The organism is Bradyrhizobium sp. dw_411 (assembly GCF_018449695.1).
Lineage (GTDB): Bacteria > Pseudomonadota > Alphaproteobacteria > Rhizobiales > Xanthobacteraceae > Bradyrhizobium.
In genome coordinates this window covers 1-22,500 of record NZ_JAAVUY010000011.1, presented here as the reverse complement: position 1 = coordinate 22,500, position 22,500 = coordinate 1, and the positions used below count along the sequence as shown (strand labels likewise).

The window sequence follows — 22,500 nt, the reverse complement described above, 5'->3', positions numbered from 1 at the left end:
AGATTAAAGGGCGGGTCTGATTTAATCAGAGCCGCCCGATTATTCATGGCTGGCACACCGGCGATTTTCCGTCATGATCCGCGGGCATTATCGCTTGAGTTCATTGCCCGTTCATTTCCCGAAACGTACCTAGCTCACCCCGGAACCAGAAACGTCCCCCCAACCGAGGAGCCCTTTCCATGCGTGATTTCGTTCGCCCCGTCGCTACTGCCTTGAGCATCGCTTGTCTCGCGGTCTCGATGACTTCCCTGTCCACCGGCAGCGCGTTCGCCCAGGCCAAGATGGCGCCGGCCCCGCAGGCCGCGCCGCAGCAGCCTGCCCCCCTGAAGCAGATCGCGCTGACCGAAAAGCAGGTCGAGGGTGTGATCGCCGCCGCCAAGGACATGGATGCGATCACCGAGAAGCTGCCGGATAACGCCAAGCCGGATCCCAAGGTTACCGCGCAGCTCGAGGGCGTGTCGAAGAAATACGGCTTTGCCAGCTACGACGAATACAATGACGTCGTCGACAATATCAGCCTGGTGCTCGGCGGTTTCGATCCGACCAGCAAGAAGTATGTCGGCACCGAAGCCGTCATCAAGGCACAGATGGCCCAGGTCCAGGCCGACAAGAAAATGTCCGCCAAGGACAAGAAGGACGCGTTGGCCGATCTCGGCGACGCGCTGAAGACGCCGGAGCAGCCGGTCCAGAACAAGGGCAATATCGACCTCGTCGGCAAATATTACGACAAGCTCGCCGCCATCATGGGCGACGACCAGCAGTAAGCGACGCGATCAGTCTCCATCCACGTCGTCCCGGCCTTCGCCGGGACGACGGAAGCGAAAATAGTCGCTCACTTAGCCCCGCCGAACTTCGCTTCCATCGCCCGCCGCGTCCTGATCGTTTCGTTGCCGGCGTCGATCTCGACATCGCTCCAGCGCATCACCGCGCCATGTGCGATATCGTTCTTCAGCTTCACGCGATGCGCGAGCCCGATCGGCAGTGCGCCGGCCTTGAGGCTCGCGGATGCCGGCATCAGTTTGCCCCACACCGTATAGCCGCCTTCGCCATCGAGCATTTCACCCGCGCGCAAGTCGCGTTTGGCGACCGAGGCGACATCGCCGCGAAAATTAAGGGGAGCGCCGGTCGGCTCCTTGCGCAGCGCCGCTGAAAGAATCGAGATGTTCAGTTCGAGCCCGATCAGATGATAGGGCTTGTACATCGCCGCATACCGTCCGGACGAATCGGTCTTCAACCCATATTGCTTGAAGCAATCGGCGGCATAGTCGTTCGGCGCTTCCAGCACGACATAGACGCCCCAGCGCAGATCCCTGAACACCGGCCGCCCGTCGCGCTCCAGCGACGATACCACTTCCACCACACCTGATTTTTCCAATACGCCGCCATGCCCGCGCGGCCGCATCACATGCGGCAGATCGTCGACGCCGCAGGGCGGAAACAACAGCCCCTCCGAGGGAACATCCAGTCCGGTCGCATTGGCAATCGCCGCCATTTCGATCGCCGATTTGGTGCCGTCGAGAAACGAATTGAACATTTGCGGATTCATGCCGGCGGATTGCGCCTGATCCGCGCTCAGCCCGTAATGATGCCAGACATCCGACGGCGTCACGTCATGATAGGCGGGCAGATATTTAGTGCCCTTGCCCGCGGCGATGACGCGAAACCCGGTGGCGCGCGCCCAGTCCACCATCTCGGCGGTGAGCGCCGGCTGGTCGCCATAGGCCAGCGAATAGACCACGCCGGCGCTGCGCGCTTCTTCCGCCAGCAGCGGTCCTGCCAGCACGTCGGCTTCGACATTGACCATGACGATATGCTTGCCCGCCGCGATCGCCGCGCGCGCATGCGTGATGCCGACCGCGGGATTGCCGGTCGCCTCCACGATCACTTCAATATGGCCGGATGTCGCCCTGGTCGCATCGGCCGTGAAAACGGTTGCGGCGATTCGTGCGGCATCCCAGCCGACCGTGCGGCATGCCTCGCGTGCGCGCTCCGGATCGAGGTCGACGATCACAGGCACCTCGATGCCCGGCGTATGCGGCACTTGCGATAAAAACATCGAGCCGAACTTGCCGGCACCGATCAGTGCGACGTTGACCGGTTTGCCGGCCGCGAGGCGGGCGTTGAGCAGACGATGAAGGTTCATGGGATTGATCCGATCGGGTTCCAGTGCCCGTCATTCCGGGACACGCGTCTTCGCGTGAACCCGGAATCCAGAGGTGATAGCATTGTCGAGATTCCGGGCTCGACGCTTCGCGCCGCCCCGGAATGACGGATGAAAATTCTACTCCGCCGCTTGGCGTTGCGCCCGTGCGAGCCGCAGCAGGGAATCATCCGCCACGGTCTGGATCGGCGTGAAATCGCGATGCGCGATGTACTCCGGTCGTGTGGGGGTGCGGATGTAATTCGAGACTGCGTTCAGCGTCAGATAAACGATCTTGCGCGGATAGGGCGTGATGTTGCCGGCTGAGCCGTGCACGAGATTGCCATGGAACATCAGCATGCCGCCGGGCTTGCCGGTCGGCGCGACAATGCCGCCGTCCTTGACCAGCCGCGTTACAGTCTCCTCGTCCAGCGTCCACAGCGGATAGGAAGTGGTTTCAAGATCGTGCGATGCCTTGAGGTCGCCGGCATGCTGGCTCTTCGGCACCAGCATCAGCGGACCGTTGATCGGCATCACCTCGTCGAGATAGATCGCGATGTTCATGGCTCGCGGCAGCATCATGCCGTCGTCGCGCTTCCAGGTGCCATAGTCCTGGTGCCACTGCCAGACGTCGCCGGTGAACGCCGATTTGGCGTTGATCTTGTATTGATGCATGTAGACCTTCTCGCCGAAGATCTGCTCCACCGGCTCGATCATGCGCGGATGGGCGCCAAGCAACCCGAATGCTTCATTATAGAGATGCGCGGCAAAGGCGGTGCGCGGCGCGCCGCTCTTCTCGCGCCATACCTCTGGCCGCTTGGTGTCGTAGATGCCCTCCGCCTCGCGCGCCAGCAGGGCGACTTCTTCGGGGTCGAACAATTCGGGCAGGAACAGCCAGCCTTCCCGATTGAAATCGTCGATCTGTTGCTGGGTCAGCTTCACAGCGGTTCCTCCTCGCGTTGTCAGGGCGAAGCCCATATTCTTGATTGACGCCAGAATAGCACCGGAACGGCCGTTTACCAATTTGCCTTCTCCCCTCCCTCCGCGCGCGTTAGCGCGTGGCGGGGAGGGGTCGGGGGTGGGGGGTCTATCGGCAAATTCGCTGTCATTGGCATTCGCGGCGCACCCCCCCTTTTGATCCCTCCCCGCCGCTTCGCGGGGGAGAGAAAGCACCAATCACCCCGCCAGAAACTCCAGCACGATCTCGCTAAATCTCTGCGGCGCCTGATCGAACATCGGGTGCGTAGTGTTGGGAATCATCACAGTCCTCGATCCCCGGACGTGCGCGGCCAGGGTATGCAGCACATGCGGCAACAGGCCCTTGGTGTTGCCGCCGCCGATGAATAGCGTCGGTGTTTCGATCGCTTCGGCATCGGTCCTGGAAAACGGCAAACGCTTGTCGTTGACCTGGCCGATCAACGTCATGGCGTTATCGCGCAGTAGCTGCTTTGACGCCGCCGGCTCGTGCGCCCAGGCATTGGGGCCGGCCAGCGCGTTGACGAAAAACGCCAGCCCGCCATCAATATCGCCCGCGGCGATTTGATCGGCGGCGGTCTTGAACCGCACAGCCAGCGGCGAGGGGCCGGCAACCGCCACCGGATCGAGCGTGGCATCGAGTTCCCCGCCGGGCTCCGCCAGGATCAGCCTGCGCAACAGCTCAGGCCGCCGCTGCGCGACACGAAACGAGACATGGCCGCCGCGCGAATGCCCCATCAGATCCACCGGTCCCGCATTGAGCCGCTCGACAAAGGCGATCATGTCGTCGACATGTTGGGCGATCGAATAGGTATCGCCGACGCCATCCCAATGTTCGGGGAAACAGTGCCGCAACGACACCGCGATGACCCGATGTCTTTGAGTCAGGGGACCGAGCACCGACGACCAGACCCGAAAGTCACACAGCGACCCGTGCACGCAGACCAGCGGCGGGCGGTCAGCCCTGGGCTGTCCGACATCGAGATAGGCCATGTCATAGCCGTTGACGCGCAGGGTCTGCATCGGGAACTCGTGAGGGGGCGTGGACAAGAAGCGATTGGCAATGAATCAACCATCCCGGGGGAACCGGGGCAATGCCTATTGCTTGGCAGGCGGAACGGCGCGGTGGATGCCCCCGGATTTCGGGTGGAAAGCAACATTCTCCAGGCCCATATTCCAGTCAGAGATTTAAGCTCACTCCAGAAACCACGGAAATGGAGCCAGCCATGACCGGTTACTCCTTTGCGATATTCGACGCGGCCATCGGCCGCTGCGGCATTGCGTGGGGCCCGCGCGGCATCAACGCGGTGCAACTGCCGATGGGCAACGAAGAAAAGACCCGTGGCCGCATCCGACAGCGCTACGCCGACATCGCCGAGGCGCCGCCGACGGCCGAGGTGCAAAGCGCGATCGAAGGGATCGTCGAATTGCTCGCGGGCAAGCCGAACGATCTTGCCGATATCGTGCTCGACCTCGAAGGCGTTCCGGAGTTTCACCGCGGCGTCTACGACATCGCCCGCAGCATTCCGCCGGGCCAGACGTTGACCTATGGCGATATCGCCAAACGGCTCGGTGGCGTCGAGCTGTCGCGCGATGTCGGTCAGGCGCTCGGGCGCAATCCCTGCCCGATCGTGGTGCCGTGCCATCGCGTGCTCGCTGCCGGCGGCAAGCCCGGCGGATTTTCCGCCAATGGCGGCGTCGTCACCAAGCTGAAAATGCTGGCCATCGAAGGCGCTGTCGTCAACCACACGCCGAGTCTGTTTGATTGAGGTGCGACGGCTCTATCAACAGGTTCACTTCACCTCTCCCCTTGTGGGAGAGGTCGGATTGCATCGTAGATGCAATCCGGGTGAGGGGTTACGGACTATCGATAGACCTGGACCCCTCACCCCAACCCTCTCCCACAAGGGGAGAGGGAGCTCACCTTCGTTGCCGTTGCAGATCGGTCTAATTTCACAGCTTGGTTGATTAAGCCGTCGCGATCGGATCGCAGGAAAATCCCTCGCCCCGGCGGCGGATCTTGCCCATCGATGGCGAGGGGAAATGCGCGGTGCAGCACAGCGTATCGGTGTCGCAATAGCGCTCCAGGAAACCGCGCCGCGTTGACGCCGCCTGCGCCTGGTCGACATCGAATTTCGCTGATAGTTCGGGAAAACGCGTCTGCAGCGGCGAATGCATCAAATCGCCGCAAAACACCGCGTCGTCCTTGCCGCGACCGAACGTGAAGGCGACATGGCCGGGCGTGTGGCCGGGCGTTGGCAGGATCCGCAGGTGATCGCCGATCTCATAATCGTTGCGCACGATCTCGGCCCGCTTGGCTTCCACCACCGGCAGGACGCTGTCGACGAAGGCCGGCGCCGGTGTCGTTGCGTTCTGCTCGGTCCAGTAGTCGAATTCATCCTTGCCGAAAATGTAACGCGCGTTGGGAAATGTCGGCACCCAGCGATCGTCATGCAGGCGCGTGTTCCAGCCAACATGATCGACGTGCAGATGCGTGCACATCACGAAATCGATGTCTTCGACCGCGAAGCCTGCGGTCGCCAGCATCCGCATATAGGTATTGTCGGTCTTCATGTTCCATTTCGGCCGCAGCGGTCGCGGCTTGTCGTTACCGATGCAACTGTCGATCAGGATGGTGTGGTGTGGCGTCTTCACGATGTAGGACTGGAAGCACAGCACCAGCACGTCTTTTGAGTCGAGGGCTCCGGTGCCCTGCAGCCACGGCCGGTTCTCCGCCAGCAGTTCCGGCGTCAGCGCGGGCAGCAGATCCAGTGCCGGCAGGAAAGTGGTTTCCTGCTCGATGATGCGATGGATGGTGAGATCGCCGACGGCAAGCTTCAAACTCATGGCGGCTTCCTTCGTATCAGTCCGCTCTTCGCGTCAGGACGCTGTTCGAATCAGGCTGAGGGCGGCACCGAAATCCTGATCGAAGGCCGCTCCAGCATCCTGGTATTGAAGGCGTCGAGATTCGGATAGGCTTTGCGCCAGCCGCAATCGGTGAAGCGGAAATCGGCATAGCCAAGCACGCAGGCCAGCGCGATCTGCACGATATCCAGCGGACGCGACAAGACATCGGGCCGCTCTTCGAAACGCGCCATGGTGCGCCAGGCGCGGTTCCAGTGGTCGTCGGACCACGCCTGCCACTGCAGGCCCTGCGGCCGCACCATGCGCTCGTAACGGCACAGCAGCATGGAATCCAGCGTGGCCTGCAGCAGCGAATGATCGCTCTTGACCTGCCATCGGGCTCGGCCGGAAGCCGGGATCAGTTTGCCGCCGCCGGCGAGTTCGTCCAGATATTCGACGATGACATAGGAATCGATGATGATGTCGCCGTCGTCCGTAATCAGCGCCGGCAGCTTCTTCTGCGGATTGATCCTTGAATATTCCTCGTTCGGCGTACCGGGCGCTACCGATGCCGGAAAGAATTCGATTCTATCGATCAGGCCGAGCTCGATCGCGGCAATGCGGACCTTGCGGGCAAAAGGCGAGGCCGGCGTGAAGGCGAGTTTCATCTTCGGTATCCTTGAATGCGACGCACGCAGGAACATCATTCGTCGATATGAGCCATCGGGCCGGCGTCAGGCGCCGTCCCGATGGCTGATCTCGCGAAGCCATCCAGTATCGCTTTAGCTGGATGACCCCGCCGCTTGTCCGTCTTACGCCGCGACGATTTCCTGCCGCTGTGCGCCGAGTCCTTCGATGCCGAGCGTGACGACGTCGCCGACATTGAGGAATTGCGGCGGCTTCATGCCGAGGCCGACGCCGGGCGGGGTGCCCGTGGTGACGACGTCGCCGGGCAGCAGCGTCATGAATTGCGACACATAGGAAATGCACTTCGCCATGGTGAAGATCATGGTCGAAGTCGAGCCGGTCTGGCAGCGCTTGCCGTTGACGTCGAGCCACATCGACAATTTCTGCACGTCGGGTATTTCGTCCTTGGTGACGAGCCACGGGCCGAGCGGGCCGAAGGTGTCGTGCGACTTGCCCTTGGTCCATTGACCCAGGCGTTCGATCTGGAAATTACGTTCGGAGACGTCGTTGCAGATGCAATAGCCGGCGATGTGATTGAGGGCGTCGGCTTCCGAGACATATTTGGCGCGGGTGCCGATGATGGCGGCGATCTCGACTTCCCAGTCGAGCTTGGTCGAGCCGCGCGGCTTTTCCACCGCATCGTTCGGGCCGCACAGCGACGTGTTGGCCTTCAGGAAGAAAATCGGCTCGGCCGGGATCGGGTTTCCGGTCTCCTTGGCGTGGTCGGTATAGTTCAGGCCGATGGCGACGAATTTCGAGATGCCGGTCACGGGGGCGCCGAGACGGGGGCTGCCGCTGACGGCCGGCAGTTTGGCGGCATCGAGCGCGGCGAGCTTGGCCAGCGAGGCCGGCGCATAGGCCTCGCCATCGAGGTCTTTCACATGGCCGGACAGATCGCGTAATTGGCCCGATTTATCGATCAGACCGGGTTTTTCCTGGCCGATTGCGCCGTAACGAACAAGCTTCATATCTCACTACTCCCTGAGGGTGTCTTGGTTACTTGGGTGTTTCATGGAACAGCACGGGGGGAAATTCAATGGCTGACTGCGCACCGCATTGCTGCCTTTATCGGATACCCGCTCCCGCGCTCACGTCTGGATGCTAAATTTGAAGGCAGCGCCGTCGCGCTGGATGCGGCCGGCGCTGAAATGCCCGCCGATTACCAATGCGGGCGTATCGGCAAAGCGCGAAAACAAGTCGCGCCGTGTCGCGACCGATTGAGCCGGATCGGTATCGACCGTCGACGACCAGTCGAGATGGGCCATCTGGCAGGGATGATGGGCAGCGTCGCCGGCGAGCAGGCCTTGTTCGCCATCCGACGTGATGTGGACACTGATATGGCCGGGACTATGCCCCGGCGTCGGGATCAGGCTGATTTCGTCGCAGATTTTTGCATCGCTGGCGACGAGATCGGCCTTGCCGGCGTCCACAATCGGCTTCACGGAGTCGTGAAATACTGCTGCTTTATCGGGCTCCGTGCTGTGGTCGCGCCAATACTGATATTCGGTTTGGCCGAACACGTAGCGCGCATTGGCAAAGGTCGGGACCCATTTGCCGCCGGCGAGTCTGGTGTTCCAGCCGACATGATCGACATGCAGATGGGTGCACACTACCGTGTCGATACTGTCAGGCGGAAAGCCTGCCGCGGCCATCATCTCGAGAAACGGCGTGTCCCGGTGATTCCACATCGGCACGCTGCGGCCTTCCTTGTCGTTGCCGAGCCCGGTATCGACCACGATCCGCCGCGAAGGTGTCTCGACCACCAGCGAATGGATCGACATCTTGAGGCGGCCTTCCTCGGTGGCGAAATGAGGAATCAGCCAAGGTAATTTCTGGATCGCTTCATTGCTGGCCAACGGCAGGATAAATCGCGTGCTGCCGACTGTCTCCAGTTCGACGATCTCTGTGATTTTGACCTTGCCCACCGTCCAGTGCATGCGGGGTTGCCCCTTCGATCACGCATCCGGCGCCGGCATGGATCGCCGGCGCCGGATGCGTTTTGTTTGGTCTAGAACGTGCCGGGGTAGGCGCCGCCATCGAGCAGGATGTTCTGTCCGGTGATGAAGCCGGCCTTGGCGCTGCACAGGAACGCGCAGGCTTCGCCGAATTCGTCGGGCTCGCCGAAACGACCGGCGGGGTTGAGCTTGGCGCGTTCCGCCAGCGCCACCTCTGCGCTAACGCCGCGCTTTTCGCCTTCCGCCTTTGCGACGCCGCGTAACCGGTCGGTATTGAACGGACCGGGCAGCAGGCCATTGATGGTAACGTTGTTGATAATGGTCTTGCGCGCGATACCGGCGATGAAGCCGGTGAGCCCGGAGCGTGCGCCGTTCGACAATCCCAGTACGTCGATCGGCGCTTTGACCGCGCCGGAGGTGATGTTGACGATACGGCCGAATTTGCGCGCCATCATGCCGTCCACCGTCGCCTTGATCAGTTCGATCGGAGTCAGCATGTTGGCGTCGATCGCCTTGATCCAGTCGTCGCGGGTCCAGTTGCGGAAATCGCCGGGCGGCGGGCCGCCGGCATTGTTGATCAGGATATCCGGCTCCGGGCAGGCCTTCAGCGCGGCCGCGCGGCCCTCAGGCGTGGTGATGTCGCCGGCGACTTCCGTCACCGTGACACTAGGATACATTTGACGTATTTCGGCGGCGGTCTTCGCCAGCGCTTCGGCGCCGCGCGCGGTCAGCGTGACATGCACGCCTTCGCCGGCGAGCGATATCGCGCAGGCGCGTCCCAAACCCTTGCTCGATGCGCATACGATCGCGCGGCGGCCTTTGATCCCAAGATCCACTGTCTCACTCCCATCAATTCAAGATGATTTTCTGTAGCCCGATACGGTCAGTGTAGCCAAGCCCGGCAGGCCTGATAAGGGACCTGGAAAGGGCTATGGCACGGCCGAAATGCATATCGGGGAGGGGGTGGGCCCGCGGGAGCGCAGCTTTGAGATCGTGAAAATCGTAGGTATCAATAAGCGCGTCTCATGTGAGGGAATTCGCCATGCCGGACCTAATGTCGGACCTGTTCGACGTCAGCCAGGAAATCATACTCGTCACCGGTGCATCCCAGGGTTTAGGGCGGCAATTCGCGCGCGTACTATCAGCCCATGGCGCCGCGGTAGTGCTGGCGGCGCGCCAGACCGCCAAATTAAAAAGTCTCGAGGATGAAATCCGAGGGCAGGGCGGTCGCGCCGTTGCGGTGCAACTGGACGTGACTGATATTGCCTCGATCGGAAAGGCGATCGATGCCGCCGAGGCCGCGCTTGGCCCGGTCAGCGTGCTCATCAACAATGCCGGCATCGCAGTCGAGAAGTCGGCGGTCGACCAGACCGAGGCAGACTGGGATTCCGTCATCAACGCCAATCTCAAGGGCGCGTATTTCACGGCTACTGAAATGGCGCGGCGGATGATCGCGCGCAAGCAGGAAGGCAATATCGTCAATATCGCTTCGGTGCTCGGCACCGGCGTGATGAAATTCCTCTCGCCCTACACGATCTCCAAGGCGGGGATCATCCAGGCCACCAGGGCGATGGCGCTGGAACTCGCCGGCAGTCGCATCCGCGTCAACGCGCTGGCGCCGGGCTATATCGATACCGCAATCAACCACGAATTCTGGGCGACACCCGCGGGCGAGAAACTGACCAAACGGATTCCGCAACGAAGAATAGGCGCCGAATCCGATCTCGACGGCGCGATCATGCTATTGGCCTCCCGCGCCTCGCGCTACATGACGGGGAGTGTGGTGACGGTGGATGGCGGGTTTCTGCTGACGTGATAAGGCCCGTCATTCCGGGATGGTCCGAAGGACCAGACCCGGAATCTCGAGATTCCGGGTTCGATGCTTCGCATCGCCCCGGAATGACCGTTTTGGAGTTACGACATAAACCGCAGAAGCTTCTCCAGCCGCGCGATCTTCGCACCATAGGGTGGATAGAGATCGGCCAGGCGATTGAGCGGCGAGCGATAGAACACCGGCTTCAGCTTGCTCAGGGTATTGAAGCCCCATTGACCGTGATAGGCGCCGGTGCCGGATGCGCCGATGCCGCCCATCGGCTGATTGATCTGGGTGAAGTGAAACAGGCAATCATTGACGGTAACGCCGCCCGACACCGTGCGCGCCAGCACCTCGTCGCGTGCGGCATCGTCCTTGCCGAACCAATAGAGCGCCAGCGGCCGGTCATGCCTGTTGATATAGGCCACCGGCTCGCCAGCCGTCTGGTAGCCGAGGATCGGCAGCAACGGCCCGAAGATTTCCTCCTGCATGATGGTCATGTCGGGGGTGACGCCGACCACGATCGTGGGCGGGAACTTGCGCTTCGATTTCCAGGCGGGGTCATCTGCTGCAGCCGCCTGCATGATCCGCGCGCCCTTGGCGGCGGCGTCGGCGACGAGGCCTTGAAGCCGCGCATAATGCCGATCGGATATAATCGAGGTGTAATCCTTGTTGCCGGGATCGGTGCCGAACATGCGCTGCATGTGACCCTGCACTTTGTCGGCGAAATCCTGCAGCGAGGATTGCGGCACCAGCACGTAATCCGGCGCGATGCAGGTTTGGCCGGCATTGACCAGCTTGGCATAGGCGATGCGTTCGGCGGCCTGCGACAGGTCGGCGGAGCGGTCGACGATGGCGGGCGATTTGCCGCCGAGTTCGAGCGTGACCGGCGTCAGATTGCGCCCCGCCGCTTCCGCGACCAGACGGCCGATGCGCGTGGAGCCGGTGAAGATCAGATGGTCGAACGGCAGCGCCGCGAAGGCTTTGGCGATATCGTCGTCGATATCAGTCACCAGCATTTCGGTGGCGTCGAACTTCGCCGCGATCACTTCCTTCAGCAGCGCGGAAAAGCGCGGCACCAACTCGCTCGGCTTGATCATCACGCGATTGCCCGCGGCGATCGCGCCCACCGCTGGCGCCAGCGTCAGTTGCAGCGGATAATTCCACGGCGAGATAATGCCGACGACGCCGAGCGGCTGCGGGATCAGGCGATTTTTGGCGGGCATGAATTGCAGCGCGGTCGCGATGCGCTGCGGCGCCATCCATTTTTTCAGATGCTTGGCCGCGTGCCTGATTTCGCCCAGCACCAGGATCGTTTCCGCAATCGCGGTCTCGATGGTGCTGCGGTGGCCGAAATCCGCCGAGATCGCCTCTTCGAAACGCTTTTCATTATCGGAAACAATGGCGCGCAGCCGCGCCAGCCGGTCTAATCGCAGGGCCAGGTCGGGCGCGGGCTTGGTCCGCGATAACTCGAACATGGCGTGAAAGGCATCGTCCAGGGCATTCTGGCCCGGGCTTTTCAATGGCTGGTCCATGACGGCTCCCTTGAATGGCGTTTCCCTCTGAGGTTCTTTTGGAGGTTATTTTTGACCGGAAAGCTGGGCTTTTGCGGAACTTCTGGCAAGAGCGCTCTTGCAAGAGAGTTTTTCGTCCAAAATGACGTAATTTACCCGTCATAAAAACCGGAAAAGGTGGCGACAAGGCCTTTCCAAAGCAGGCCTGCGTTGGTACATACCGCTCGCACCCAGGGGCATTGCCCGGGGTCGCCTTCTCAGGAAGCCTCCGGACAGGATCGATCGGCGCCCCCGGGCGTTGGCCAAATCCGTTTCGGAAACCGGTTTTTGAGGGGCGAAGCAAAGGTTTATCGCGGGGTGGAGCAGCCCGGTAGCTCGTCAGGCTCATAACCTGAAGGTCATAGGTTCAAATCCTATCCCCGCAACCAAGATAAGACCCGGCAATCCCTGAGGGGATTGTCGGGTTTTTGCTTTTGGCCCGGATTGCTTTTCGCCGTAGATAGCCCCGTTGCGTTGGGACCGGTTGGGCGCAGCGAGACCCATCACGTCGTCGCATCGTCGTGCCGGCATCAACGTCGGACTCAAGAGGATGAGTTTCGTAAATCTTCAACCCACCCTGCGTGTGACTTCGCGGCGAGCCGGTCCCTTGGAGTTGTGCAGAGAGTTGGAGGCCGACGATATTTTAGGCTGGGCCGGTTGTTTAGTCGGCGCGAGCGTAGCCTTTGTGCAACGCGGCTCGTTGGAAACGAGCGCCCTCGGCGAAGGTGCGACTCCGCGCGCGGCCCACTGAGATGTCGAAGCCCCGGCATCGCGTGCCTCATGGCCTTCCTCGGCTTGAATCGAAAATTCGATAATTCATACTTCCAACCAACGGGTTAGATCGACTGGAGGCAGTTCTGTCCCGTCGCCGCAGGCATTTCCGACCGGTCCATTTATTTTTCAAAGTCGTTCGCGTACGAATGGATGGCATATTGTTTGCTTACTAACATTTGTACGCAAACGATCATTTCGTCATCGGAGGAATGTCATGCAACGTCGCCAGTTGTTTCAAGCCGCAACCGCCGCTGCCATCTTCACCGCCGTCGCCGCCCCCGGAGCGCGAGCCGCAACCAAACCAAAGCAGAAAATCATCATGGTCCACGGGTCATGGCATTGGGGTGGCTGCTTCCAGAAAGTCGCCGACCACCTGGCCCTCGCAGGTTATCCGGTCGCAACCCCCGACCTTGCCTCGCATGGGTACGATCCGGCGCCCTATGATGGTTTCAAGTCAATCGAGGAATATGCCAGGCCGGTCGAGGCGATCCTCAAAAGCTCCAATGAGAAAGTCGTGTTGGTCGGGCACAGCATGGGCGGCGTCACGCTGACATACCTCGCCGAAAAATATCCCGAGAAGATTTCAAAGCTGATTTACCTGACGGCCTTTATGGCACCGAATGGCAAGAAGGCGCTCGACTACATCCTTCTGAATCTCAAGATTCCCGCAGCCAAAGAGCTGTTTCAAGTGGCGTCGCGGGTCAACGATGGCCGCGGCCTTAAACTTGATCTCACGCAGCGGGCACTGGTAAAGGCCGCGTTCTATGCCGATTGCAGCGAACACGATGTCGATATCGCGGCAAAAAACGTCCTGCCGATTACCAGCACCGTCCCGGATCAAACGGTTTCGACGATCACGGCCAAGCGCTTCGGCAGCATTCCGCGCGTCTACATCGAGTGCACCGAGGACAAGGCCATTCCTATAGAAACGCAACGTCTCATGATGGCCGATGTGCCGGGTGCAAAGGTGTATTCTCTTAAAACGAGTCATTCCTCGTTCTTCTCGCAGCCCGAGGCTCTCGCCAAAATCATCATTGAGACGGCTTGATCGGAAAGGCAATTTTCATCCCGCAAGCTTGGAGGCAGGGAGAAATAATCCCCTGTCTCGGATCGAAATTTTACTGCAAAGAAAAGCCGCCTTTAGATGGCGGCTTTTTGTGAGGCACCCACAAACCCAAACTCATCGCCCCCGCGAAGACCGCAGAAATCCATCTCGGTTCGGCATCCACACCGCGGGCAGACAGTTCGTAGAATGAGTTGAGCGCAGCGATACCCGTCACGTCGTCGCATCGTCGTGCCGGCATCAGTATCGGACTTAAGAGGATGGGTTTCGCAAATGCTCAACCCATCCTAATCGTAATATAGAGGTGCCTTTTTTAGACTGTTGAACTGATTATAGTCGTGATTGATCCATAACTTGCCGTGAATTTCCTTGAGGAGGGCTTGAACTTTCGCGTGCGAGCCCAAACTCTGCGGTCCATTTTGATCGTTCTGCACATTGTTGGTTATCAGATCTCTGGCGAAATGGTACAGATCGCCGGAAAGAACGACCGGTCCGCTTTTCCTGAGCTTGATCAATAATACGCGTGAGTCCGGCGTATGCCCGGGCGTTGGAATGATGGTAACTGTCCCGTCGCCAAAGACGTCATAGTCTTTGTCATCCGGCAGGTTTATCGTTTTTGTATCCTTCAGCGCTGCAAACATGGAAGGATCCGTTTTGTCCGGAGGATCCTGCGACAAAAGTTTGTCGCGCGTATAATTCGATACAAGCCATGTATCATGAGCGAACTGGTAGAGATTGGCGACATGGTCCCAATGCGCATGGGAGGCGGTGACATAAGTGATGTCGTCCGGCTTGTAGCCGATCTGCGCCAGCTGTTTGTTAAGCGGCACAATTCCTTCGGCATAATATTTTTTCGGCGGAATATCAGCATTGCCCCAGAGATTGTCCGGGATCGCGCCGGCATCCCAAAGCAAGGTTCCCTTGGTGGGATGGACAATCAAGTAACAGCCATTCGAAAGATCGGTCGGCTTCACCTCGCCCGGCTTGTAACCAAACTTTGCCAGGCTGCGGTACAAAAGCACCCCGCAGTCCATGACATACAACCTTAAATCCTTTGAGTTTCCTGCGCTCTGCGCGATGGAAGCCGTCGCCGACAAGAGAAACCAGCTTGCGGTCGCCACTACTGTACCAGCCAGACAGACCGATTTAACGAAAATGGACTTGGTCATGATGGCCCCCTGTGACGCACATTCGCAAAACCAAACTCACCACCCCCTCGAAAACCGCACAAATCCATCGCGGTTCGGCATCCGCACCGCGGGCAGCGTCTTCGCATCCATCGTATCGTTCTCGCCGATCACGCCGTTGAGCTGCAGGAGATAGGCAACGACGGCATAGACTTCGTCATCCCTCAGCGATTTCGGTTCGTTCAGCGGCATCGCGCGTCGCACATAGTCGAAGACGGTGGTGGCGTAGGGCCAGAAACTGCCGACGGTTTTGACCGGCGCTTGGCCCGCGCCGAGCGATCCCTGGCCGCCGACCAGTTGATCGTTCGGCTTGCCTGCGCCTTTCTCACCGTGACAGCCGACGCATTTGGCGAGATAGATTTGCTCGCCTTGCTGCGGCGTTCCACTGCCGGGCGGCAGGCCTGCGCCGTCGGGGCCGATGCTGACATCCCACGAGGCAAGTTCCTCGGGGCTGATGGCTTTGCCGAGATTGGGGCCTTCCGCCAAAGTGGCGCCGCATCCGATAAGGAGCGCCGAACAGGCTACTAGCAGCGTATTACGCGTAGACATGCTTGACCTCGCCGCCTTGCGCCACGCCCCAACTGGCAATGCCGTTGAAATGATAGTTGCCCCTGGCGCCGCGATCGGCGATCAGCTTCGCGCGCGACGGCTGCACATAGCCGGAATCGTCGGTCGCACGGCTTTGTAGCGTTGCGGGGCCGCCATCCCAGCGCCAAGGCGAGCGAAACCGCGTCACCGCCATCGGCAATACCGGCTCCTGCAGCGCCGCCAACGCCCAGCTTGCACCGCCATCGGCGGAGACTTCGACCTTCGCGATCTTTCCGTAGCCAGACCAGGCGAGACCCGTGATCTCGTACAGGCCCGGCGCGCCCATGGTCAGGCCGGGAGACGGGCGCGTGATGACAGACTTGGCCTCCTGCGTGAAACAGAACTGCAGCGATTTTCCATCGTTCTGCAGGATGGTGTATTTCGAGGTTTCGTCCTTGGTCATCGTCGGCGCTTCGGTCAGCTTGATGCGCCGAAGCCATTTGACATTCATGTTGCCTTCGTACCCGGGCAACAGCAGCCGCATCGGATAGCCGTTCGATGGCCGCACCGGTTCGCCGTTCTGGTAAATCGCGATCAGCGCGTCGCCCATCGCTTTTGCAAGCGGCACGCTGCGGCTCATGCCGGCTGAATCGGCGCCTTCGGCCAGGATCCATTGCGCGCGCGGATCGACGCCGGCCTCCTCAAGAAGCGTCGCCAGCCTCACGCCGGTCCATTCGGCGCACGACAACAGGCCGTGGATCGGCTGGACGCCGAGCTGGGCCGGTTCTTTTTGATAAAGCAGCGCGCTATTCCCGGCGCATTCGATGAAGGCGATGCGGGACTCCATCGGATAGCGCATCAGGGCTTCGAGCGTGAACACCAGCGGGCGATTGACCAGCCCATGGATCAGGAGCCGGTGCGCCTCGGGATTGATGTCCGGCACGCCATTGTGGTGGCGCTCGAAATGGAGTCCGTTCGGCGTAATCATGCCGTCGAGCAGATGATGCGGCGTGCGCGAGGTGCCCGTGCCGGTGGTCCCGGGAATGCTTGAAACGACCCGCGCTACTTTATTGGCATATTTGGACGGCTGTCCGTAAGGCGTAAACGGTGCGCCGGGCGTTTTCATCCAGGGCTGGACCGGCAGCGGCTCCGCCGCGCGGGCCTTGTCCGGCAGTGCCGCGCTTGCGATCGCCACTGCACTGCCAGTCAGAAACAGACGGCGGTCAAGAACGCCGTTTCCCGCCGCCTGTTCCGGCTCGCTCCGTCTCGGCCGCTTGTTCTTGCGCATCGTCTCCTCCGAACTGGCAAAAGGTTAAGTGATGTTACTCCGGCTTCAATCGTATGCGAATGGCGTCGGCGATTTCATCGGGGGAGACACCGGGTGGCAGAAAACCGAGATAGTGCCCGTCCTTGCCGATCAGGTAGATGAAGCCGGTGTGGTCGACCGAATATTCGCCCGGCGCGGTCGCGCTGTTTTTGGCGAAGAAGGTCCGGTAGGCGATCGCGGTTTTCTTGATGTCGGCAAGCGAGCCGGTCAGGCCGATCAATCGCGGGTGAAACGATGCGACGAACTCGGCCAGCCGGGCCGGCGTGTCGCGCTCGGGGTCGACGGTGACGAACACGGGCTGTACGGCGTCGGCTGCGGCGCCAAGCTTGTCGAGTGCGAGCGAGATCGATTGCAGCTCGGTTGGGCAAACATCAGGGCAATAGGTGTAGCCGAAATAAAGCACGACGAGCTTGCCGCGAAAATCCGTATCGGTGCGGCGATGGCCGGCCTGATCGGTGAGTTCAAAGGGACCACCGACCGGCGCACGGCCCGACAGCAGACCTTCGATCAATTCCGTGGGTGAGGGGTCAGCGGCTTCGTTCGCGGCGAGGGCTGCGGAGGAAACAACGCACGCCAACGCAAGCCCGATGCACGCTGCGCCCAATCTGCGCGCTATTGCGATACTGGAATGCGCTTCTCGATCGCATAACGCCAATTTTCGACTCCCGGAAAGAAACGCCTCCTCGTGGGACCCGCGAGAAGGCGCATTGGTTACATTCAGCTTCGATCGCCAATCACTCGACAATCACTTGCCCATACATCCATGGATGCGGCGAGCAGACGTAGTAATAGACGCCCGGCTTGTCGAACTTGACGGTTTTGGTCTCGCCCTTGACCATCACGCCCGTGCTCCAACCATTCTCCTGCACCAGCGAGGTGGAGTCGTGCGGGATGTCGCCGACGTTGCTGAAGCTTACCGTCGTGCCAGCCTTGATCCGGGTACGGGCCGGAGAAAAACTGTATTCGGTGTTATTGGCGCCGATCTTGATCTCATTGGCGCCCGCGGCGATTGGCCCGGTCGGGCCGGCAATCGTCTGCGGCGCCGGCGGCGGCCACAACGGGCCGAGCTGACCTTTCAGCGAGAAGGTCCAGACCGCATCGCCATTGGCGCTGCCTTGCTGCGTATTACCGCCGGCTGCGATCGTGATGTACTCCTCTCCATCCACCTCGTAGACAACAGGCGGAGCGTCCGCACCAAATCCGGTCTGGAAGCGGAACAGTTCCTGGCCGGTCTTGGCATCGAGTGCGAGGAAATTGCCGTCCGGTTCGCCGCGGAGCACCAGCCCGCCCGCCGTAACGGTCGAGCCGCCGCCGCCACCGACGCGGTAGGGCGTCTTTTGCTGCCAGGCGATCTTGTTGGTCTTGGCGTCGATCGCGGTGAAGGTTCCGCTCATGGCTGTGCCGATCGGCGCTGTCTGGCTGCCGCCGGTATAGCGCTGCCCGGTGGTGTACTGGGTGCTGTTGCGCAGGAACGCGCTGGTGCGCACCGTACCGGGTACGTAGAAATAACCGGTGTCCGGACTATACGGCATCGGCGACCAGTTGGTGCCGCCGATACCGGACGGCTGAACCAGAACCGGGGATTCCCAGAACGGGGTATAGATGCAACCGGCTTCGTCGTAGCCCGGCATCTTCTCGGCGCATTGCGGCACGATCGCGTCGCCTACCGGGAATGGCTGCGTTGCCGCCGTCTTCTGCCGCGGATCCTGCGGCACCGGCTTTTCCTCGATACCGATCAGCGGTTTTCCGTTGGTGCGGTCGAGGATGTAGACCCAGCCGGTGCGACCGGCCTCGGCGACGCCTTTTCGCGGTTGGCCGTTGATCACGGTGTCGAACAGAACGACCGGGCTCGCCGCATCGTAGTCCCAGAGGTCGTGGTGCACCTGCTGGAAGTGCCAGGCGTATTCGCCGGTCTTGGCCTTCAGGGCCACCATGGAGGTGCAGAACAGGTTGTCACCTGCACGCATCGAGCCATCGTAGTCCGGTCCGCAATTGCCGACCGCAAAGTAGAGCAGGCCGAGTTCGGGATCGACCGCCGGCGTATTCCAGATCGCAGCGCCACCGCGCATCGAATGGTCGGTGCCGGGCGGCCAGGTCTCGCTGCCCTTCTCGCCGGGAGCCGGCAGCGTGAACCATCGCCACGCGATCTCGCCGGTTTTGGCGTTGAGTGCGGTCAACCGGCCGCGGACGCCAAACTCGCCGCCCGTGATTCCGGTGTAGATCATGCCGTCATAATAGAGTGGCGCGCTGGTGATGCCGTAGCCGTTCTGCCATTTTTCGATCGGCGTCTTCCAGGCGACCTTGCCGGTCTTCATGTCCAGCGCCACGACGTTGGCGTCGAGCTGGCCGAGGTAAATCTGTCCTTCGCCCATCGCCAGACCGCGATTGACCCAGCCGCAGCAGACCGTCGAGATGTTCTGCTCGATGCCGGACCAGTATTCCCAAATGGTCGCGCCGGTTTTGGCGTTGAGGGCAAAGACGTCGTCATTGCCGGTAACGACATACATCACGCCGTCCTTTACCAGCGGAGATGCTTCCAGAGAATATTTGCCGCCGACGCCCGAGCTCTTCAGGCGGGTCATCCAGGCGCCCTTGAGCTTGCCGACATTCGTGGTGTCGATCTGCTTCAGCGTGGAATAGCGATTATTGGTGAGATTGCCGCCATTGGTAACCCAGTCCTTGCCGACCGGGCTTTGAAGCAATTTGTCGATCTCGGGGTCGGCAGCCTGTGCCGGTGCGATGATCAACAGGCCGAAAACGATCAATGTCGAGATCGTCCACGATGCCAGACGAAGCATTATTTACCTCCCAATTTTTATGCTGGCGTTCGGCCAGTCAAACTCAGCGTATAGGCGACCGGCGGATTTAGCTATGCCGTTTGAGGAAGTCTGTACTGCAGAAGATTCTGTTGGAGCTTTCGCTCAAAGCATGTGGTCGCGCTTACCCTCCATTCATTGCCGATACGCGTCGGCGCGAATCCCGCGCGCTCCAACTGTTCGCCGTGGAAAAACGTTCTCGCCCACCTCGATTCCCGCGGCGTCCTGCCGTTTGCTGTAGTGCACCATGCTTCAGTGGCGCCGTGCGTCGGGCGCTTTCTCCTTGTCAAATCTGTCCGATCGGATCAGATTTGAGGCAAGCCAGCGTGCCTGAAATGCGCCGGTCAAAGTCAACAAACAAAATTTGGGCGGAAAACATGAACAGATTTGCAAGTGCCGCATTGTGCGGCGCTGTCGGCTTGCTGTCAGCAGCCGCCAGTGCACAGGAAGTCAAGCAGGAGACCAAGTCGGCGCCAGGCCAGGCGATGGTTTCTCCGGTTACCCAGCAGCTCCTCAACGCAGCCGACAAGAGTTCGACCAATTTTCTATTGACCAATGGCAATTACGCGCAGACGCGCTTTCATCCCGCCAGGCAGATTGATCGCGACAACGTCAAGAAGCTGCATGTCGCCTGGATCTTCCAGACCGATGTCAAGGAATCGCTTGAGACGTCACCGATCGTCGTCGACGGCATCATGTTCGTCACCACGTCGTTCAGCCATGTCTATGCGCTCGATGCCAAGACCGGCGTGCAGCTCTGGCACTACAATCACAAGATGGGACCGATCACGACCTATTGCTGCGGCCCCAACAATCGCGGCGTCCAGGTTCTCGGCGATCTCGTCTATGTCGCGACGCTCGACGCCAAATTGGTGGCTCTGAATGCGAAAACAGGCGACGTGGTCTGGAAATCGGATATCGCCGATCCCGAAGCGGGCTACAGCGAGACGATGGCGCCGACCGTCATCAAGGACAAGGTCCTGATCGGCACCAACGGCGGCGAATACGGCATCCGCGGCTTCGTGAAAGCCTATGAAGCCAAGACCGGCAAGCTGCTCTGGACCTTCAATACCGTGCCGGAGAACAGCGTCGGTGTCTGGGCCACCAAGGATGCCACCGGCCGCGACATGCACCGGAATATCCAGGCTGAAAAGGATCAGCTCGCGAAAACCGGCGACCCCTACCAGAAGCTTGGCGGCGGTGTCTGGCAGAATCCCGCGGTCGATCTTGCGACCAACCGGATCTATTTCGTCGTCGGCAATCCTTCGCCCGATCTCGACGGTTCGGTTCGCCCCGGCGACAATCTCTATACGGACTCGCTGGTATCGGTCGATCTCGAGACCGGCAAATACGCCTGCCACTTCCAGTATATCGCCCACGACGTGTGGGATCTCGATGCCGTCAGTCCGCCGGTGCTGGTCGACGTCAAAGGCAAGGACGGCAAGACTATCCCGGGCGTGATCCATGCCGGCAAGACCGGTCATATCTATGTTCACGACCGCAGGGACTGCAGCCTGATCCGCTTCTCCGACGCCATGGTGCCGCAGGAGAACATGTGGGTGTTGCCGACCAAGGAAGGCGCCCGCATGCTTCCGGGCGCCAATGGCGGCGTCGAATGGTCGCCGATCGCCACCGATCCCGCGCAGTCGCTGGCCTACGCCATCAACCTGCACCAGCCGATGAACTACTTCGTTGAGAACTCGCCGTATCCGAACGGCAAGTTGTGGCTGGGCGGTGCGTTCAAGGCGATCCCGACCGAGACGCAGTCCGGCAACATCACGGCGGTCAACTACAACACCGGCAAGATCAAGTGGCAGGTCAAGACGCCGGAGCCGATGATCGGCGGCATTCTTGCGACGGCCGGTGGTCTTGTTTTCACCGGTGAAGGCAACGGCAAGTTCGCGGCTTACAATTCGTCCAACGGCAAGGAATTGTGGAACTTCCGCGCCGGCGCCGGGGTCAACGCGCCGCCCTCCACCTATATGGTGGGCGGCAAGCAATATATTGTGGTCGGTGCGGGCGGTAATACCCAGGTCGACTTCCACCGCGGCAACAACATCATCGCCTTCTCGCTCGACTGAGAACGCGCGATAGAGGAAGAATAGGGGCGGGGCCGTTCGCGGTCCCGCCTTTTTACGATGGGAATAGGAATCGATCGATGGCCGGGAAGTCGAGAAAGGTTTTTGTTGCCCTGATCGGGCTCGGTGTCGGTTTGAGCCTTGGGTGCCCGCTCCCCGCAGCCGCGCAAAGCATCGAAGAGAAGACCCAGGTCTGCGCCGGCTGTCACGGCGAGAACGGCAAGCCGATCGACAAGACCATTCCCGTCATCTGGGGGCAGCAGCAGGGCTATCTCTACATTCAACTGCGCGATTTCAAACGCAACGACCGCAAGAACGAGATCATGCAGCCGATCGCTTCTGCCATGGAACGGCAGGACATGATGGACATTGCGGAATATTTCTCCAAAAAGCCCTGGCCCGATCTCGGCCAGCCCCGGGCGTCAAAGGACGTCTCGGAACGGGCCTTGAGCGCCAACCATTCGGTGGGTTGCACCGGTTGCCATCTCGACCATTTCCAGGGCGATGGCACCGTTCCACGGCTGGCAGGCCAGAGTAGGGAATATCTGGCAAAGACAACGGCCGACTTCCGCACCCGCGCCCGCGGCAACAATCCCGGCATGTCGGATTTGATGATTGCGACCTCAGTTGATGATTTGGCGGCGCTGTCGGAATATTTGTCGGGGCTGTAGCGTTGCGGCTTCTGCTGGGGCTCTCATGGTTCGAGACGCCGCGTTGCGGCTCCTCGCCATGAGGGTCTGAGATTCTTCCCACTGGCTCG

Annotated in this window: 20 protein-coding genes and 1 tRNA gene; 7 read left to right on the top strand and 14 right to left on the bottom strand. The window is 60.7% G+C overall.

The genetic code is table 11. The features are described from left to right. Nucleotides 1-179: 179 nt before the first annotated feature. Nucleotides 180-764, top strand: coding sequence for a hypothetical protein (locus tag HB676_RS19615; protein WP_213739609.1), 585 nt, complete (start codon nucleotides 180-182; stop codon nucleotides 762-764). 68 nt (nucleotides 765-832) lie between these two features. Here HB676_RS19615 and HB676_RS19610 read toward each other — a convergent pair whose 3' ends face one another. The 3 genes from HB676_RS19610 to HB676_RS19600 all read right to left on the bottom strand — a co-directional run bounded on the left by HB676_RS19610 (nucleotide 833) and on the right by HB676_RS19600 (nucleotide 4,138). Then, nucleotides 833-2,143 (bottom strand): Gfo/Idh/MocA family oxidoreductase, encoded by a 1,311-nt coding sequence (locus tag HB676_RS19610; protein ID WP_213739607.1) that lies wholly within the window; start codon nucleotides 2,141-2,143, stop codon nucleotides 833-835. A 138-nt stretch (nucleotides 2,144-2,281) separates the two neighbouring features. Beyond that, complete coding sequence (locus tag HB676_RS19605; protein WP_213739606.1) at nucleotides 2,282-3,082, bottom strand: phytanoyl-CoA dioxygenase family protein; 801 nt, start codon at nucleotides 3,080-3,082, stop codon at nucleotides 2,282-2,284. 234 nt (nucleotides 3,083-3,316) lie between these two features. Next, complete coding sequence (locus HB676_RS19600) at nucleotides 3,317-4,138, bottom strand: alpha/beta hydrolase (RefSeq protein WP_213739604.1); 822 nt, start codon at nucleotides 4,136-4,138, stop codon at nucleotides 3,317-3,319. A 203-nt stretch (nucleotides 4,139-4,341) separates the two neighbouring features. On the opposite strand from HB676_RS19600, the gene HB676_RS19595 reads away from it, so the two are divergent. Then, the gene (locus HB676_RS19595; RefSeq protein ID WP_213739602.1) at nucleotides 4,342-4,884 is read left to right on the top strand and encodes a methylated-DNA--[protein]-cysteine S-methyltransferase; all 543 of its coding nucleotides are present in this window, start codon (nucleotides 4,342-4,344) and stop codon (nucleotides 4,882-4,884) included. A gap of 199 nt (nucleotides 4,885-5,083) precedes the next feature. On the opposite strand, the gene HB676_RS19590 is transcribed toward HB676_RS19595, so the two are convergent. From HB676_RS19590 to HB676_RS19570, 5 genes are all read right to left on the bottom strand, one after another. Then, the gene (locus HB676_RS19590; protein WP_213739600.1) at nucleotides 5,084-5,962 is read right to left on the bottom strand and encodes an MBL fold metallo-hydrolase; all 879 of its coding nucleotides are present in this window, start codon (nucleotides 5,960-5,962) and stop codon (nucleotides 5,084-5,086) included. Nucleotides 5,963-6,012: 50 nt separating this feature from the next. After that, complete coding sequence (locus HB676_RS19585) at nucleotides 6,013-6,627, bottom strand: glutathione S-transferase family protein (RefSeq protein ID WP_213739598.1); 615 nt, start codon at nucleotides 6,625-6,627, stop codon at nucleotides 6,013-6,015. 144 nt (nucleotides 6,628-6,771) lie between these two features. Then, nucleotides 6,772-7,614: a fumarylacetoacetate hydrolase family protein gene (locus HB676_RS19580; RefSeq protein ID WP_213739595.1), complete on the bottom strand. Its 843-nt coding sequence runs from the start codon at nucleotides 7,612-7,614 to the stop codon at nucleotides 6,772-6,774. A gap of 120 nt (nucleotides 7,615-7,734) precedes the next feature. After that, nucleotides 7,735-8,583, bottom strand: coding sequence for an MBL fold metallo-hydrolase (locus tag HB676_RS19575; protein ID WP_213739593.1), 849 nt, complete (start codon nucleotides 8,581-8,583; stop codon nucleotides 7,735-7,737). Nucleotides 8,584-8,654: 71 nt separating this feature from the next. Next, the gene (locus tag HB676_RS19570; RefSeq protein WP_213739592.1) at nucleotides 8,655-9,437 is read right to left on the bottom strand and encodes an SDR family oxidoreductase; all 783 of its coding nucleotides are present in this window, start codon (nucleotides 9,435-9,437) and stop codon (nucleotides 8,655-8,657) included. Nucleotides 9,438-9,655: 218 nt separating this feature from the next. On the opposite strand from HB676_RS19570, the gene HB676_RS19565 reads away from it, so the two are divergent. Then, a complete protein-coding gene (locus tag HB676_RS19565; RefSeq protein WP_213739899.1) occupies nucleotides 9,656-10,417 on the top strand; it encodes an SDR family oxidoreductase in 762 nt (253 codons plus the stop codon). A gap of 98 nt (nucleotides 10,418-10,515) precedes the next feature. Here the strand turns inward: HB676_RS19565 and HB676_RS19560 are convergent, their stop codons facing one another. Next, nucleotides 10,516-11,949: a coniferyl aldehyde dehydrogenase gene (locus tag HB676_RS19560; protein WP_213739590.1), complete on the bottom strand. Its 1,434-nt coding sequence runs from the start codon at nucleotides 11,947-11,949 to the stop codon at nucleotides 10,516-10,518. A gap of 330 nt (nucleotides 11,950-12,279) precedes the next feature. Between HB676_RS19560 and HB676_RS19555 the strand changes: the two genes are divergently transcribed. After that, nucleotides 12,280-12,356 (top strand) — tRNA-Met (locus HB676_RS19555). Between the two features lie 599 nt (nucleotides 12,357-12,955). Then, complete coding sequence (locus HB676_RS19550; protein ID WP_213739588.1) at nucleotides 12,956-13,789, top strand: alpha/beta fold hydrolase; 834 nt, start codon at nucleotides 12,956-12,958, stop codon at nucleotides 13,787-13,789. 302 nt (nucleotides 13,790-14,091) lie between these two features. Here the strand turns inward: HB676_RS19550 and HB676_RS19545 are convergent, their stop codons facing one another. The 5 genes from HB676_RS19545 to HB676_RS19525 all read right to left on the bottom strand — a co-directional run bounded on the left by HB676_RS19545 (nucleotide 14,092) and on the right by HB676_RS19525 (nucleotide 19,644). Continuing rightward, complete coding sequence (locus tag HB676_RS19545) at nucleotides 14,092-14,973, bottom strand: N-acyl homoserine lactonase family protein (protein ID WP_213739586.1); 882 nt, start codon at nucleotides 14,971-14,973, stop codon at nucleotides 14,092-14,094. Nucleotides 14,974-15,009: 36 nt separating this feature from the next. Beyond that, complete coding sequence (locus tag HB676_RS19540; protein WP_213739584.1) at nucleotides 15,010-15,540, bottom strand: cytochrome c; 531 nt, start codon at nucleotides 15,538-15,540, stop codon at nucleotides 15,010-15,012. Next, complete coding sequence (soxC, locus tag HB676_RS19535; protein ID WP_213739583.1) at nucleotides 15,527-16,807, bottom strand: sulfite dehydrogenase; 1,281 nt, start codon at nucleotides 16,805-16,807, stop codon at nucleotides 15,527-15,529. Before soxC ends, HB676_RS19540 begins: the two co-directional genes overlap by 14 nt. Nucleotides 16,808-16,841: 34 nt before the next feature. Beyond that, nucleotides 16,842-17,423 (bottom strand): SCO family protein, encoded by a 582-nt coding sequence (locus HB676_RS19530; protein ID WP_249780351.1) that lies wholly within the window; start codon nucleotides 17,421-17,423, stop codon nucleotides 16,842-16,844. A gap of 157 nt (nucleotides 17,424-17,580) precedes the next feature. Continuing rightward, nucleotides 17,581-19,644, bottom strand: coding sequence for a PQQ-binding-like beta-propeller repeat protein (locus tag HB676_RS19525; RefSeq protein ID WP_213739582.1), 2,064 nt, complete (start codon nucleotides 19,642-19,644; stop codon nucleotides 17,581-17,583). Between the two features lie 395 nt (nucleotides 19,645-20,039). On the opposite strand from HB676_RS19525, the gene HB676_RS19520 reads away from it, so the two are divergent. Together HB676_RS19520 and HB676_RS19515 are read left to right on the top strand one after the other, a co-directional pair. Further along, nucleotides 20,040-21,743 (top strand): PQQ-binding-like beta-propeller repeat protein, encoded by a 1,704-nt coding sequence (locus tag HB676_RS19520; RefSeq protein ID WP_213739581.1) that lies wholly within the window; start codon nucleotides 20,040-20,042, stop codon nucleotides 21,741-21,743. A 77-nt stretch (nucleotides 21,744-21,820) separates the two neighbouring features. Next, on the top strand, nucleotides 21,821-22,411 hold the full coding sequence (locus tag HB676_RS19515) for a c-type cytochrome (RefSeq protein ID WP_213739580.1): 591 nt from the start codon (nucleotides 21,821-21,823) through the stop codon (nucleotides 22,409-22,411). The last annotated feature ends 89 nt before the right edge of the window (nucleotides 22,412-22,500 follow it).